The sequence below is a fragment of the Aeromonas sp. CA23 genome, assembly GCF_002587065.1.
In the GTDB taxonomy this organism is placed as follows: Bacteria; Pseudomonadota; Gammaproteobacteria; order Enterobacterales; family Aeromonadaceae; genus Aeromonas; species Aeromonas bestiarum.
This window is the reverse complement of sequence record NZ_CP023818.1, coordinates 4,769,291-4,784,272: the sequence shown is the minus strand read 5'-3', so window position 1 is coordinate 4,784,272 and position 14,982 is coordinate 4,769,291. Positions and strand designations below refer to the sequence as shown.

14 protein-coding genes and 1 riboswitch are annotated in these 14,982 nt (G+C 62.5%); of the genes, 9 read left to right on the top strand and 5 right to left on the bottom strand.

Translation table 11 applies throughout. From position 1 onward, the window contains the following. The first annotated feature begins 2 nt into the window (after positions 1-2). The 4 genes from CK910_RS22010 to CK910_RS21995 all read left to right on the top strand — a co-directional run bounded on the left by CK910_RS22010 (position 3) and on the right by CK910_RS21995 (position 4,246). Positions 3-1,022 (top strand): amino acid ABC transporter substrate-binding protein, encoded by a 1,020-nt coding sequence (locus tag CK910_RS22010; RefSeq protein WP_043134584.1) that lies wholly within the window; start codon positions 3-5, stop codon positions 1,020-1,022. Between the two features lie 68 nt (positions 1,023-1,090). Next, positions 1,091-2,278 (top strand): amino acid ABC transporter permease, encoded by a 1,188-nt coding sequence (locus tag CK910_RS22005; protein WP_052159019.1) that lies wholly within the window; start codon positions 1,091-1,093, stop codon positions 2,276-2,278. Between the two features lie 9 nt (positions 2,279-2,287). Further along, positions 2,288-3,382, top strand: coding sequence for an amino acid ABC transporter permease (locus CK910_RS22000; protein ID WP_043134586.1), 1,095 nt, complete (start codon positions 2,288-2,290; stop codon positions 3,380-3,382). 120 nt (positions 3,383-3,502) lie between these two features. Then, positions 3,503-4,246 (top strand): amino acid ABC transporter ATP-binding protein, encoded by a 744-nt coding sequence (locus CK910_RS21995; RefSeq protein ID WP_043134587.1) that lies wholly within the window; start codon positions 3,503-3,505, stop codon positions 4,244-4,246. Positions 4,247-4,354: 108 nt separating this feature from the next. Here the strand turns inward: CK910_RS21995 and CK910_RS21990 are convergent, their stop codons facing one another. Continuing rightward, positions 4,355-4,570: a DUF1107 domain-containing protein gene (locus CK910_RS21990; protein WP_098984719.1), complete on the bottom strand. Its 216-nt coding sequence runs from the start codon at positions 4,568-4,570 to the stop codon at positions 4,355-4,357. A 207-nt stretch (positions 4,571-4,777) separates the two neighbouring features. Between CK910_RS21990 and yfcD the strand changes: the two genes are divergently transcribed. Continuing rightward, positions 4,778-5,260: an NUDIX hydrolase YfcD gene (yfcD, locus tag CK910_RS21985; protein ID WP_172955396.1), complete on the top strand. Its 483-nt coding sequence runs from the start codon at positions 4,778-4,780 to the stop codon at positions 5,258-5,260. Positions 5,261-5,326: 66 nt separating this feature from the next. Here the strand turns inward: yfcD and CK910_RS21980 are convergent, their stop codons facing one another. Next, positions 5,327-6,253 carry a phenylacetate--CoA ligase family protein gene (locus tag CK910_RS21980; RefSeq protein ID WP_043134591.1) on the bottom strand — a complete coding sequence of 309 codons (927 nt, stop codon included), beginning with the start codon at positions 6,251-6,253 and terminating at the stop codon, positions 5,327-5,329. A gap of 125 nt (positions 6,254-6,378) precedes the next feature. Here CK910_RS21980 and CK910_RS21975 point away from each other — a divergent pair, with 125 nt between their 5' ends. Both CK910_RS21975 and CK910_RS21970 read left to right on the top strand, forming a co-directional pair. Beyond that, the gene (locus CK910_RS21975; RefSeq protein ID WP_098984717.1) at positions 6,379-6,852 is read left to right on the top strand and encodes a peroxiredoxin; all 474 of its coding nucleotides are present in this window, start codon (positions 6,379-6,381) and stop codon (positions 6,850-6,852) included. A gap of 125 nt (positions 6,853-6,977) precedes the next feature. Next, positions 6,978-7,946, top strand: a complete 969-nt coding sequence (locus CK910_RS21970) for a calcium/sodium antiporter (RefSeq protein WP_098984716.1) — start codon at positions 6,978-6,980, stop codon at positions 7,944-7,946. Between the two features lie 70 nt (positions 7,947-8,016). Here CK910_RS21970 and CK910_RS21965 read toward each other — a convergent pair whose 3' ends face one another. Continuing rightward, positions 8,017-9,168: a type III PLP-dependent enzyme gene (locus CK910_RS21965; RefSeq protein WP_043134595.1), complete on the bottom strand. Its 1,152-nt coding sequence runs from the start codon at positions 9,166-9,168 to the stop codon at positions 8,017-8,019. 508 nt (positions 9,169-9,676) lie between these two features. Continuing rightward, positions 9,677-9,792, top strand: a riboswitch (glycine riboswitch). Between the two features lie 107 nt (positions 9,793-9,899). On the opposite strand from CK910_RS21965, the gene CK910_RS21955 reads away from it, so the two are divergent. After that, on the top strand, positions 9,900-11,276 hold the full coding sequence (locus CK910_RS21955; protein WP_098984714.1) for an alanine/glycine:cation symporter family protein: 1,377 nt from the start codon (positions 9,900-9,902) through the stop codon (positions 11,274-11,276). Between the two features lie 78 nt (positions 11,277-11,354). On the opposite strand, the gene CK910_RS21950 is transcribed toward CK910_RS21955, so the two are convergent. Both CK910_RS21950 and CK910_RS21945 read right to left on the bottom strand, forming a co-directional pair. Next, the gene (locus tag CK910_RS21950; RefSeq protein ID WP_098984713.1) at positions 11,355-12,071 is read right to left on the bottom strand and encodes a lipoyl protein ligase domain-containing protein; all 717 of its coding nucleotides are present in this window, start codon (positions 12,069-12,071) and stop codon (positions 11,355-11,357) included. 99 nt (positions 12,072-12,170) lie between these two features. Beyond that, the gene (locus tag CK910_RS21945) at positions 12,171-13,568 is read right to left on the bottom strand and encodes a nucleobase:cation symporter-2 family protein (protein WP_098984712.1); all 1,398 of its coding nucleotides are present in this window, start codon (positions 13,566-13,568) and stop codon (positions 12,171-12,173) included. A gap of 246 nt (positions 13,569-13,814) precedes the next feature. Here CK910_RS21945 and CK910_RS21940 point away from each other — a divergent pair, with 246 nt between their 5' ends. Continuing rightward, complete coding sequence (locus CK910_RS21940; protein ID WP_098984711.1) at positions 13,815-14,954, top strand: GGDEF domain-containing protein; 1,140 nt, start codon at positions 13,815-13,817, stop codon at positions 14,952-14,954. Positions 14,955-14,982: the final 28 nt, after the last annotated feature.

Sequence of the window (14,982 nt, the reverse complement as noted above, 5' to 3'; positions counted from 1 at the left end):
ACATGAAGCAGATACACAAGGCGGGTATGGTGATAGTGCTGTCGCTGGCGGCAGCGAATGCCTGGGCAGACGGCACCCTGGATGCGGTCAAGAAGAAGGGGTTCGTGCAGTGCGGGGTCGGCGATGGGCTGCCCGGTTTCTCCAACCCGGATGCCAAGGGCACCTGGACGGGTCTGGATGTGGACGTCTGCCGCGCCGTGGCCGCCGCCGTGCTGGGGGATGCCGGCAAGGTCAAATATGTTTCTCTCACCGCCAAGGAGCGCTTCACCGCCTTGCAATCGGGGGAAGTGGATCTGCTGTCGCGCAACACCACCTGGACTTTGACCCGGGACGGTTCGCTTGGCCTGACCTTCGCCGGGGTGAACTACTACGACGGCCAGGGCTTCCTGGTCAACAAGTCCCTCGGGGTCAAGAGCGCCAAGGAGCTGGATGGTGCCGCGGTCTGCATCCAGTCAGGTACCACGACTGAACTCAACCTGGCGGACTATTTCCGTGCCAACGGCGGCATGAAATATACCCCTGTGGTGTTCGATACCTCGGATCAGACCGTCAAGGGGTTCGAAGCGGGTCGCTGCGACGTGCTGACTTCGGATCAGTCCCAGCTCTACTCCCTCAAGATCAAGCTGACCAAACCGGATGAGGCCGTGGTGCTGCCTGAGGTCATCTCCAAGGAGCCGCTGGGCCCGGCGGTGCGGCAGGGGGATGATCAATGGTTCAAGGTGGTGCGCTGGAGCCTCTACGCCATGCTCAATGCCGAGGAAGCTGGCGTGACCAGCGCCAATGTGGACGAGATGCTCAAATCCACCAATCCGGACATACGCCGTCTGCTGGGGCTGGAAGAGCCCAAGGGCAGTGTGCTGGGGCTGGATGACAAGTGGGCCTACAACATAGTCAAGCAGGTCGGCAACTATGGCGAGTCGTTCGATCGCAACGTGGGGAGCGGTTCGCCCCTCAAGATAGATCGCGGCATCAACGCACTCTGGAACAAGGGCGGCTTGATGTACGCCCCCCCTATTCGCTGAGTTGATGATCGCCCGGGGGGCCTGGCCCCCCATTTTCCCCTTGCCCTGGCTTTGTCGGAGTCATCCTCATGGCGCTGCACGCATCAAACCACAGGAAAGAACAGGGCCGCTGGTGGTATGACGCCAAGGTGCGGGCGCTGATCTTCCAGTGCCTGACCATAGCGGCCGTTATGGCGTTCCTGTTCTACATCATCAACAATGCCCTGACCAATCTGGCGACCCGTGGCATCACCACAGGCTTCGATTTTCTGGGCAACACGGCCGGGTTCGGCATACTGCAGAGCCTGATCCCCTACGACGAAACCTATACCTTCGGCCGCACCTTCGTGGTCGGCCTGCTCAATACCCTGCTGGTGTCGATGCTCGGCATTCTGTTTGCCACCCTGCTCGGCTTCGTGCTCGGGATCGCTCGCCTGTCGAGCAACTGGCTGGTGGCCAAGATTGCCACCGTCTATATCGAAACCTTTCGCAATATTCCGCTGCTGCTGCAGATCTTCTTCTGGTACTTCTCTGTGCTGCGCACCCTGCCATCGCCGCGCCAGAGTGTGGAGCTGGGTGAGCTTGCCTTCCTCAATGTGCGCGGTCTTTATCTCCCCAAGCCCCTGTTCGAGGACGGCTTCGGCTATGTGTTGTGGGCCCTGCTGCTGGCCTTGTTGCTGAGCTGGGGTCTGCGGCGCTGGTCGCGTCGGCGCCAGGAGTTGATCGGCAAGATATTCCCGGTCTGGCGCTGCTCGGCAGGGCTGGTGATCCTGCTGCCCTGCATTACCTTCCTGCTGGCGGGGAGTCCGCTCTCCTGGAGCATACCTGTCCTGCAGGGGTTCAACTTCCGGGGCGGATTGACAGTGCTGCCCGAACTGGCGGCTCTGCTGCTGGCGCTGACCATCTACACGGCGGCCTTCATCGCCGAGATAGTGCGCTCCGGCATTCTGGCCATCAGCAAGGGCCAGACGGAGGCCGCGTCCGCGCTGGGGTTGTCAGCCAGCAAGACCCTGCGGCTGGTGGTCATTCCACAGGCGATGCGGGTCATCATTCCGCCGCTGACCAGTCAGTACCTGAACCTCACCAAGAACTCCTCGCTGGCCACCGCCATCGGCTATCCGGATCTGGTCTCTGTGTTCATGGGTACCACCCTCAACCAGACAGGGCAGGCCATCGAGGTGATCGCCATGACCATGGGCGTCTATCTCATCATCAGCATCTCGACGTCAGTCCTGATGAACATCTACAACCGCAGAATGACGCTGGTCGAGCGCTAGGGAGTCGCCATGTTCGTGAACGAGTTGCAAGAAGCGCTGCCACCGCCCAACCGCCGCCGGGGCGTCCTCGCCTGGCTCAGGCAGAACCTGTTCCCCAACTGGTGGAACGGCCTGCTGACCCTGGTGCTGGCCTATCTGTTGCTGCCGGCTCTCTGGTCGGCGTTGGACTGGGCGCTGTTCTCGGCCAGCTGGCAGGGGAGCAGCCGCGCCGACTGCGTGCAGGGCGGTGCCTGCTGGATCTTCATCGAGAGCCGGCTGGGGCAATATCTCTACGGTTTCTACCCCGGGGATCAGTATTGGCGCATCAACCTGGCCTTCGTCGGGCTGGCCGTACTGCTGGCCTTGCTGATCTGGCCGCGCACCCCGCGCAAGGGTTGGCTGGCGCTCTTTACCCTGCTGGTGTTTCCCGTCATCGCCTTTCTGCTGATCCACGGCGGGGCCGGTCTCGAGGTGGTGGAAACCAACCGCTGGGGCGGCTTGATGCTGACCCTGGTGCTGGCGGTGGTGGGCATAGCGGTCGCCCTGCCATTCGGGATCCTGCTGGCGCTGGGGCGTCGCTCCCACATGCCGGTCATCGCCAGCCTCTCCACCGTCTATATCGAGTTCTGGCGCGCCGTGCCGCTCATTACCGTGCTCTTCATGGCGTCCGTCATGCTGCCGCTGTTCATGACCAGCGAGGTGGAGCTGGACAAGCTGCTGAGGGCGCTCATCGGCATCATATTGTTCCAGGCCGCCTATGTGGCGGAGGTGGTGCGAGGGGGGCTGCAGGCGATCCCCAAGGGGCAGTACGAGGCGGGTGAGGCGCTGGGACTCTCCTACTGGAAGGTGATGGGCCTCATCATCATGCCGCAGGCCCTCAAGATCACCATTCCCTCCCTGGTGAATACCTTTATCTCATTGTTCAAGGACACCAGTCTGGTGCTGATCATAGGCCTGTTCGATCTGCTCGCCATCTCCAAGGTGGCGCTGGCGGATCCGGCCTGGCTGGGCTTTTCCACCGAGGCTTATGTGTTTATCGCCATGATCTTCTGGATGTTCTGTTTCGGCATGTCCCGTTACTCCATCTATCTGGAGCACAAGCTCAACACGGGTCACAAGCATTAGGAGTGGTTTCAAGATGACAACGGATACCCTGGCGGCACGCAAGGACGCCAATCACCCGCAGCATGACGCCTTGCCTATGCTGCAGATGGAACAACCACCCATAGCGGGAGTGACTTCAAAATGACAATGGATCCTGTGGTTGCCCTCAAGGACGTCAACAAATGGTACGGCGACTTTCACGTGCTGCGTAACATCAACCTGCAGGTCGGCAAGGGGGAGAAGATAGTCATCTGCGGCCCTTCCGGTTCGGGCAAGTCCACCATGATCCGCTGCATCAACCGGCTGGAGGAGCACCAGAGCGGTGACATCCTGGTCAAGGGCACGGCGCTCACCTCGGATCTCAAGAACATAGAGATGGTGCGCAAAGAGGTGGGCATGGTGTTCCAGCACTTCAACCTCTTCCCCCACCTGACTGTGCTGGAGAACTGTTGCCTGGCGCCCATCTGGGTCAAGCAACTGCCACGCAGGGAGGCCGAGGAGATCGCCATGACCTTCCTGCGCCGGGTCAGGATCCCGGAGCAGGCCCTCAAGTACCCGGGTCAGCTCTCCGGCGGCCAGCAGCAGCGGGTGGCTATCGCCCGCAGCCTCTGCATGAACCCCCAGGTCATGCTGTTCGACGAGCCGACCTCGGCGCTGGATCCCGAAATGGTGCGCGAGGTGCTGGATGTGATGGTGGAGCTGGCCCATGAGGGGATGACAATGCTCTGCGTCACCCACGAGATGGGGTTTGCCAAGCAGGTGGCGGATCGGGTGATCTTCATGGACCGTGGCCAGATCATCGAGGAGAACGTGCCGGATCAGTTCTTCGACCATCCCCAGTCGGAGCGCACCAAGCTGTTCCTCTCCCAGATCCTGCAGCATTGAGTGCAGACCCGGCGTGATAATGTCCGATAAAAAATGGCCCGCACGCTCGGTGAGCGGCGGGCAAAGACGTGTATGGAAGCAGACTACAAACAGAAAGGACTATGGAAGTTACCCCAACAGCAGGTTGACGTGACGCAGGCCGCGAACCTCCAGATTGATCTGCCGGGCCAGACTCAGGGTCTGACGGCAGGTCAGGCTCTCCAGATTGATCTCTCCGCCGCTGAATTCGAACCGCCCCAGCGCCTCCACCATGAAGCTGCCGTGATGGAAGCTCTTGATGTGGCGGGCAATCTGGCGGGGAGACAAGTTCTTGAACACCTTCATCACAAAACACCTGTTGCTTGGACAGGGCACACTATGCCGTCGCCGGATGACACTGATGTGACAGTTGGTGGAGGTTTGTATGAATCCTTAATTCGGCATCGCCGCATGGGAAAATCTGCTGGTACGGGTTGAAAAAGTGCTGCCATGACAAGCCCTTGCCCCGATATACTGCGGGCAGTTGAACGACATGAGCGAAAGGGCCTGCACGTGGAATGGGTGGATGTGGTGGATGCGGATAACCGGGTGATCGGCGTTGCCGAGCGGGCCAGGGTGCGGCGGGAGAACCTCTGTCACCGGGCAAGCTATATCCTGGTGCTCGACGAGGAGGAGCGCATCCTGGTGCAGCGTCGCACCCTCAGCAAGGATTTCTGCCCCGGCATGCTGGATGCCTGCGCCGGCGGCGTGGTGACCACGGGCGAGCAGATGGAACCCGCTGCCCGCCGCGAGCTGGCCGAGGAGCTGGGCATTCAGGGCATTCCCCTGCAGGACTTAGGGTCCTTTTATGCCGAGGGGGAAGGCTACCGGGTCTGGGGTGGCCTCTACAGCTGTCATTATCAGGGGCCGCTGCGCTTGCAGGCCGAAGAGGTGAGCGAGGTGCACTGGATGAGCCAGGCCGAGATCGCCGCCCGCGCCGCCGAATTCACCCCAGACTCCCTGCTCGCCATCGCCACCTGGCAGGCGAGACGCTGACACTTCTCAGATGTTCTCCTCGCCAGAGACAAGACGGGCAGCCTGATGGCTGCCCGTTTTGCATTGTCACACCAGCTTGAGGCGCCGGTTGGTGCGCCCGCACGAACTGGCCCCCGCCAGCCAATGACCCTGCCATTCGGTGACGAGGCGCAGCAGGGGATACTCCAGATCGAGCCGGGTCACCACCAGCTGGCCGACGGTGTCGCCTATGACGGGCTCTGCGCTGGCGAGATCGATGATCTCTATGATGCAGCTCTCGTTGACGATGAAGCCGTGACCGGGCTGGCTCTCGTAGGCGATCACCCCCACATCCTGCAACAGCAGACAGTTGAGCGCCCGTATGCCGTGAACGGCCTGCAGCGGCGCCGTGTCGGGGTGAGAGGCTTCACACAGCAGGGCGCAGTGCAGGCTGTCGCTCGGGATCCCGGCCAGCTCCGCCGCCTCCAGCAGATCCAGCAGCGCCGCCAGCGGCCCGACAAAGCCGGTCGGCTGGTAGCGTTGCAGCGCCTCCAGCTGGCGCCGGGTATCGTGGGGGCCGCAAGGTACCACGGGTGCCCCCAGCTGGCGGGCACCGTTGTCGAAGATGAAGGCGGTGGGACTGATGTGGTAGTCGTGGCCGTTGAGCAGTACCTCCCCGGCCTTGAAACCGGCGGCAAACAGAGCCCGTGTCGCCCCCCACCAGTCGGCGCCCGCATATTCGGGAATGGCCAGCTGGCCCGGGCAGGCGAAGACCCGTAGCGCCTGGCTGGCGGGGCGGCCGGTGAGACCGGCGAAGGGAGGATGGGCCTGCTGGGCGGCAAACAGCTCGGCGGCGTCGAGCAGGGGCAGTGTGGTCAGCTCGCCCAGATCCTGCAGGCGACGCTGGCGATAGGCGCTGGAGTAACCGGCGCAATACTGGCTGACATGGGTGAGCAGGTGATTGAGTTGATCCAGTTGTTGCTGCTCTCGCAAGGCGGAGGGGCGAATTTCCAGTCCATCGTAATAGTTCTGCATGAGGCCTCCTTGGTCGGCTGATCCTGCTCAAGGTTAGTTCAAATGGCGGCGCTGATGGGGGTGTGTTTCGCAGGCATGGGCTGGGGTAGACTGTCGCTCCCTACCTCTACCACGGACGAGAGATCATGATAGCGATTGGCCAATCCCTGCCTTTGGGCGAATTCACCTTCATCACCCAGGAAGGCAAGCAGGTGCAGGATAGCCAGGCCCTGTTTGCGGGCAAGAAGGTGGTGCTGTTTGCCGTGCCGGGCGCCTTTACCCCCACCTGCTCCAACGCCCACCTGCCCGGTTATGTGGTGCTGGCCGACCAGTTCAGGGCCAAGGGCGTCGATGCCCTCTATTGTCTGTCGGTCAACGATGCCTTCGTGATGAAGGCCTGGCAGACGGCCCAGAATGCTGACGCCATCACTATGCTGGCCGATGGCGACGGCAGCTGGACCCGGGCGCTTGGCCTTGCCAAGGAGACGGGGGCCTTCGGCGGTATCCGCGCCCAGCGCTTTGCCCTCATCGCCAACGATGGCGTGGTCGAGCAGCTGTTCGTGGAGGCGCCGGGCAAGTTCGAGGTCTCGGATGCCGGGAGCCTGCTGGCGGCGCTGTAAAATATCAATCGGCGTTTGATTTTCCCTTGAAATGGGAAGTCGGCCCGCTACACTGGGCCCACTTCTGGACAGAGCCAGGCACAGTGCCTGGCTCTGTCGTTTGCAGGCGATGGGATGGAGACGTTATGACCCTGGCTGTTGTTGCCCTGATTGCCGGACTGGCGCTGCTGGTCTGGAGTGCGGATAAATTTGTGGACGGCGCCGCCGCGACCGCCCGTTATGCCGGCATGCCGCCGCTGCTGATCGGCATGGTCATCATCGGCTTTGGCACCTCGGCCCCCGAGATGGTGGTCTCCGCGCTGGCGGCTTCCCAGGGCAACCCCGGGCTCGCGCTCGGCAACGCCTATGGCTCCAACATCACCAACATCGCCTTGATCCTGGGTCTGACCGCCCTGATCAGCCCCATCGCTGTGGCCTCCCAGGTGGTGCGCAAGGAGATCCCGATCCTGCTCGGCATCACCCTGCTCTCCGGCGCCCTGCTGCTCGATGGTCGGCTCGATGGCACGGATGCCCTGATCCTGGGGGCCACCTTTCTGGGATTGATGGGCTGGTCCATCTGGGCCGGCATGCGGGGCAAGGGGGATGCGCTCGACACGGACACCGAGGATGACATCAGCAGCGAAGGCATGTCCCTCAAGCGCGCCATCCTCTGGCTCATCGTCGGCCTGGTACTGCTGATCGGCGCCTCCCGCCTGCTGGTGTGGGGCGCAGTGACCATAGCCCAGGCGCTCGGCATCAGCGATCTGGTGATTGGCCTCACCATAGTGGCTGTCGGCACCTCGCTGCCTGAGCTCGCCTCGTCCCTTATCGCCATTCGCAAGAATGAGCACGATCTGGCCCTTGGCAACGTGCTCGGCTCCAACCTGTTCAATACCCTGGCGGTGGTGGGGATCGCGGCTGGCATCCACCCGCTCGATGTGGCGCCCGAGGTGCTCAGCCGTGACTGGAGCATCATGATGGGGCTGACCCTGTTGCTGCTGGTGATGTGTCTGGGCCGCAAGGGGCAGGGGCGGATCAACCGGCTGGAAGGGGGCCTGCTGCTCGCCTGCTTCGTTGCCTACACAGGCTGGCTGCTGGCCAGTCAGTTTATCTGACCGATACAGGTGAAATGAAAGAGGGGAAGCTTGCGCTTCCCCTCTTTGTTATCTGCGTCGCCCTGGCGCGTCAGGCGACCGCCACCAGCTTCTGCCCTTGTTGGCTGCTGTCCAGAATGAGGATGCTCGCCTTGGGGAAGAAGTTGAAAGTCGAGGCCGAGGCCCAGGTGTAGGCTCCCATCACCCGGCCCACCACCAGCTCGCCGATGGCGAGATCCGGCAGCATTATGCCCTCGCGGATCACGTCCACGCTGTCGCAGGTGGGGCCCGAGAGCACAGAGTTGTGCAGCTCGCCACGGGCCAGCGGCGTGCTCACCGGGTAGGTGACGTGGTCATAGAGCTGGCCGTTGTAGCTGCCGTAGAGGCCGTCATCCAGGTAGTACCAGATCTTGTCACCGCGGTGGGCCTTGCCCATCACGCTGGAGACCGAGGTCATGGCCGGTGCGCTGATGAAGCGGCCCGGCTCGGCAATCTTTTGCACCGTGGCCGGCAGCTTGGCCAGCGCCTCGCGGATCGGGGCGCAGAAGCCATCTATGTCGAACTCGCCACCCTCATAATCCACCGGGAAGCCGCCGCCGATGTCCAGCACCCAGGGCTTGAGCCCCAGCTCCCAAGCCTGCTCCATGATCTCGCGGCAGGCATCGATGGCCTGCACATGGCGACGGGCGTGGGGTACCTGGGAGCCGACGTGGAACGACAGCCCCATCACCTTGATGCCCTTGGCGTGAGCCAGTTGCAGCAGCGGCAGCGCCTGCTCCGGGGTGCAGCCGAACTTCTTGGAGAGGTCGACCTTGGTCTCCGGGTTCGGGAAGCTGACCCGCAGCAGCAGCTTGACTTCGTCCTTGTAGGGAATGAACTTCTCCAGCTCCAGCGGGTTGTCATAGACAAACACTGTACAGCCGAACTCGAGCGCATAGCGAATGTCGCTGTCGCGCTTGATGGGATGGGTATGAATACAGCGTCCCGGGCGAACCCCCTGGCTGCGCACCAGATCCACTTCGCCATTGGTGGCCAGATCGAAACAGGCCCCCTCTTCCTTCAAGACAGAGACCACTGCCTCGTGGGGCAGGGGTTTGAGTGCATAGTGCAATCGCACATCGGGCAGGGCGGCCGCCAGGGCCCGATACTGTTTGCGGACGGCTGCCTTGTCGAGCAGCAGCAGGGGGGAGCCGAATTGTTCAACCAGCTGACGGTAGTCTTGTGCGATCAGGGTCTCGTTCATTCTCTTTTGAAAGTCCTTAGGGGGCAGATTTGCCCTAGCCTTGGTTTGTTGAGACGGCAGCGGCCGGCTCAGGCGAGTGGTCCGGAGGGACCAACCAGACACAATGCATAACTCCATCGCAAAGTGCTTAGTTATGCGCGGGATTATCGGCCTATTGCGTTTCTGTGCAAGCATTTTGATTGGATATGTTGGCAAGTTTTTCTGGTCGAGACGAAAGATCATCTTGATATGCGACCTGGTGGCGCAGCCTTATCGAGGGTCGCCCAAAATGGCTTAGTTAAGCTATTGATAGTTAACGAACAAATAACATATCTCCCCATGGGGGCCGAGGCGGGAAAAAAGTGGCGCAGCGGGCCGGCCGAGTGGGAGACAGCTCACATTTTTTGGATTAACATGCCCGCTTCCTAATCCAAACTAGTTCGGATGAAGGTAGCAGGAGAGCGATGGGGGACCATCCACCGAAGAAGTGAATCTTTCAGGTACCGGGCAACCGGTGTGGACTGCTACTGGACGATACTCTGGAGAGACCCGTTAAATCGGGCGCCGAAGGAGCAAGGCACCATGACGACCCGCAAGGGCAGGCTGGCGCCGGAAACTCTCAGGCAAAAGGACAGAGGGGATGGGATGGTTGTACCTGGGCTTGGCCCGCATCCGATCGCCTCTGGCCGATCGCGACACCTATGGGAAGATCATCCTTCTCCTCCTTAATTTTTGTTTTTTAAGGAGGATGCATGTCATCAATTCAATCGGCGTTAACCGCCATCGATAGCTTTATCTGGGGTCCGCCCCTGCTTGCCCTGCTGGTCGGGACAGGTTTCTATCTCACCCTGCGTCTGGGTCTGCTTCAGGTAGTGCGCTTGCCGCTCGCTCTGCGACTGGTGTTTGGCCGCGATCAGGGCCAGGGCAAGCAGGGGGATGTCTCCAGCTTCGGGGCGCTCTGCACCGCGCTCTCCGCCACCATAGGCACCGGCAACATAGTCGGGGTCGCCACCGCCATCAAGCTTGGCGGCCCGGGCGCCCTGTTCTGGATGTGGATGGCGGCCCTGTTCGGCATGGCCACCAAGTACGCCGAGTGTCTGCTGGCGGTCAAATACCGCGAGCAGGATGCCAACGGCCAGATGGCGGGCGGCCCCATGCACTATCTGGAGAAGGGACTCGGATCCAAGCCGCTGGCCAAGCTGTTTGCCCTGTTCGGCATAGGGGTGGCCTTCTTCGGCATAGGTACCTTCCCGCAGGTCAACGCCATCTCAGACGCCATGAGCCTCTCCTTCTCTGTGCCCCGCGAGGCGACCGCCGTGGTGCTGACCCTGATAGTGGCGCTGGTGACCCTGGGGGGCATCCAGTCCATCTCCAGCGTGTCGAGCAAGGTGGTGCCCTTCATGGCCATCTTCTACATACTCGCCTGTGGCGGTGTGCTGGTGAACAACGCCGGTGCCCTGCCCGAGGCCATGGGTCTGGTGATAGGCAGCGCCTTTACCGGCCACGCCGCGACCGGTGGCTTCGTCGGCGCCGGCATCATGCTGGCCATCCAGTCCGGGGTGGCGCGCGGGGTCTTCTCCAACGAGTCGGGGCTGGGCTCTGCCCCCATAGCGGCGGCGGCGGCCAAGACGGATTCCTGCGTGGAGCAGGGGCTGGTCTCCATGACGGGTACCTTCATCGACACCATCATCATCTGCACCATGACGGGCCTGACCCTGGTGGTGACAGGGGTGTGGAGCGGGGACTTGAGCGGCGCCGCCATGACCAGCCAGGCCTTTGCCCAGGGGCTGGATGCCCACATAGGCCAGTATCTGGTGAGCATAGGGCTGCTGTTCTTCGCCTTCACCACCATCCTCGGCTGGAACTACTACGGCGAGCGCTGCACCGAGTACCTGTTCGGGGTCAAGGCGATCAAGCCCTACCGCCTCATCTATCTGGTGCTGGTGGCGAGCGGCGCCTTCCTCCATCTGGACATGATTTGGCTGCTGGCCGATATCGTCAACGGCCTGATGGCGGTGCCGAACCTTATCGGTCTCATCGGTCTGCGCCACGTGGTGATCGCCGAGACTCGCGCCTACTTCAGCCGGGATCTGGACGGTGAAGCCGAGCCGGAGCCGCAGACGGCCTGACCTTATCCGCGTTGGAAAAAGCAAAGCCACGACTGCTGTCGTGGCTTTTTTTATGGTGCGTCAGGCTCTCATCCTTGCTCAGAGGGAGGGCATCTGACTCTCAGTCAACAGTCGTGCCAGCCGCCCTCGCACGTTATCTACCAGAGCCTCCTCACTCCCCCGCCAATGGATCTGCTGTGCCAGCGTGGTGGAGGTGCCGGGTGCAAAACGCAACTCCCCGCGCGCCAGCTCGTAGAAACGGCTCGCCATCCGGGTGCCCTCGTCCACATCCCCCGCCACCAGCAGCATGGCCTGCGCCAGCACGGCGCCGTGGTGATCCTGGCCCGGTGCCAGCCAGCGCTGGGCTGTGCCAGTGATCTTGCGACCCCCGATCACCAGATTGTACTGGCCGTCGCAGAAGGAGCCGGGCACGAAGTCATAGTTTCCCTCAAGGCCGAACTCCGCCAGCAGGGTCAGCAGGGGGGCGCCCAGCAGATGGTAGTAGTGGCCAAGATCCGTGGTGGTGCGGGGCAGCAGCAGGGATAGGTTGAGTATGCCGGCGCCGTGGGGCACGGCTGTGCCGCCGCTGTCGCGCACATGAACCGGCCAGCCTTCGGCGGCAAGCCGCTCGCAGGCTTCCTGATAGCGGGGCAGGCGCATGTCCTTGCGGGTAACGATAAGGCACTGGGGCGCCTGCCAGAGGTGGGCGCAGGGCTGGCCGTCACGGGCACAGTCCCGCAGCCAGTGCTGCTCTTGCGCCAGTATCTGTGCGGGGGAATTGGTGTCGGGGAGGGGAGAGAGCAGGGTATAGGGCATGACGGCATCCTTGGGCAAAGGCTGCCCAGCACACTACCCGCGGCGGAGAAGGAGGTAAAGCCCCGCATGGCGGGGCTTTGGTGCAAGGATGGCGGAGTGTCAGGCCTGTGCGGCGGTGCGTTTGGGCAGCAGCAGGTTCATGACGATGGCGGTGAGGCCGCCGGTGGCGACGCCGTAGGAGAGCACGCTTCGGGCCAGGTCCGGCAGGTGTTGCAGCACCTCGGGCACCTGGGCAACCCCCAGTCCCATGGCGAGCGACACCGCCAGTATCATGAGGGCGCGGCGGTCGAGCTCCTCGCGGGAGATGATGCGCACCCCGGCCGCGGCGATTGTGCCGAACATGACTATGGTGGCACCGCCCAGCACGGGCTCGGGTATTTGCTGCACCAGGCTGGCCACCGCCGGGAACAGGCCGAGCAGGGCCAGCATGGCGGCGATGAAGAGGCCGACGTGGCGGCTGGCCACCCCGGTCAGCTGGATGACGCCGTTGTTCTGGGCGAAGGTGGACATGGGGAAGGTGGAGAAGAGCGCCGCCAGCATGGAGTTGGCGCCGTCGGCCAGCACGCCGCCCTTGATCCGCGCCATGTAGACAGGGCCTTCCAGCGGCTCGCCCGAGATGTCCGAGGTGGCCGTCATGTCGCCGATGGCTTCCAGCGCCGTCACCACGAAGATGATGGCGAGCGGTACGAACAGCTGCCAGTCAAAGCCGAGCCCGTAGTGGAGCGGGATGGGTACCATCACCAGCGGGCCGTCGAAGGTGGGGGCCGTGACCTTGCCTAGCAGCAGTGCCACGGCATAGCCCGCCAGCATGGCGATCATGATGGCGGAGAGGCGCAGCCAGGGATTGCGGCTGCGTTGCAGCAGCACGATAAGGCCGAGCACCAGCAGGGATAGGAAGAGGTTGCTGTGGCTGGCGAAGCTGCCATCCGAGAGGGCGGCATAACCGCCACCCATGCTGATGAGCCCCACCTTGATCAGGGTCAGGCCGATCAGCAGCACCACGATCCCGGTCACCAGCGGGGTGATCACCCGTTTCACCAGATGGAGGAAGCGACTCATCACCACCATGGTGAGGGCGGCTACCAGCATGGTACCGAACAAGGTTCCCAGCAGATCCTCGGTAGGCATGGCGGCCTGCTTGAGGGCGAGGCCGGAGGCGATGATGGGGCCGAGGAAGTTGAAGCTGGTGCCTTGGACTGAGAGCAGACCGGAGCCGATGGGGCCGAAGCGACGGGTCTGGATGAAGGAGGCGATGCCGGACATGACCAGCGACATGGAGACGATATAACGGGTGTCGGCGGCAGGAAGGCCGAGGGCATTGGCGATGATGAGGGGCGGGGTAATGATGGCGACAAACATGGCGAGCATATGCTGCAGGGCGGCGAACAGGGTCTGGGGCAGGGGTGGGACATCGTCTATACCGTAGACCAGTTCGCTGTGGGCTCGCCTGGGAGGATGGGCCTCTGGGGTTGCGCGGACGGCGGCAGCCTGTTCCATAAATACCTCGAATGTGTGGGGGAGGGGGGAGAAAATTGGGCGCTATTTTAGTGATTGAGCGCGGGCTGACCAGCGCTAATTCGGGCTGAAACCAGTTTATTTTTCCATGGGTTGAAACGTTTGCGCGTGGCGATTATGATCCGCCGGTTTGTGTGACGGCGCTCGCCCTGAAATGGCGCCGGTCGCATAGGATTTTGAGCCCGTACGGCGTAGAATGAGCCCTCTGTCGAGATTTGGAGGCTCTGGATGCTGAAGTTGTCGGAGTTCTGGAGTGCCCGTGCCCACTCCGAAGATTTTACCCTGACCCGCATGGGCTTTATGACGGTGCGTCTGCGTCTGCTCACCTGTTTACTGATGGTGGGGCTGCCCGCCTGGGCCTTGGTGGACTGGCTGACCCTGCCCTCTGCCCAGTTCGACGAACTGCTTCAGGCCAGGATCTTCTGCCTGCTTGCCCTCTCTCCACTCATTCCCTTCTCCTACCTCATCCATTTCAGGCGCGAACGCATGAAGCTGGCGCTGGGCTATCTGATGGCGGTGATGATGCTCTTCTCCCTCATCTGCCTGCACAGTTTCGGCGCGGATCAGGAGCTGCAAGCAGGCTACATGGCCTTCCCCTATCTGCTCGTCAGTCTGTTTGCCATCTTCCCCATTCCGCTCTCCCTCGGCCTGCAGCTGGCGGGGGGCATCCTGGTCACCATGCTGGCGGGCAACTGGCTGCTGGTGGGACAGCCGCTCTGGAGCGTGCAGACTCTCAACCAGATCTGGTTGCTGGCGCTGTTTACCCTGGCCAGCAGCTGGGTGCAGTGCGGTCAGCTCAACATGCTGCTGCAGCTCTACCGGGAGTCCACCACGGACGAGCTGACCGGCATGATGAACCGCCGCCTGCTGATGAAGCGGCTGGAGAAGGCCAGGATGAACATGATCCGCAAGCAGGTGCCCTTTGCCGTGCTGTTGCTGGATCTGGACCGCTTCAAGCGCATCAACGACACCTTCGGCCATCTGGCGGGGGATGCGGTACTCAAGGAGGTGGCGGCGACCCTGGCGGAGCAGCTGGAGCCCGGCATGGTGCTGGGGCGTTATGGCGGCGAGGAGTTTGCCATCCTGCTGCCCAACTGCGGCGATCTGATCCAGGCGAAGCGGGTGGCGGAGCGGCTGCGGGTGGCGGTGGAGGCGCGGCTGGTGAAGAGCCCCACCTCGGATGAGCTGCTGGAGGTGACTGTGAGTATCGGCCTGACGCTGGCCCAGCGCGGAGAGAGCATAGAGGATTTGCTCAATCGGGCCGACGAGTGTCTCTACATGGCCAAAATGGCGGGGCGTAACTGCGTGGTGGGCGAGCTTGCCGGCAAGCTCGCGCTGCCCCACGCCATCAAGACAGATGCCGCCTGAGGGCGGCATCTTGTGGCCACGGGCAAGG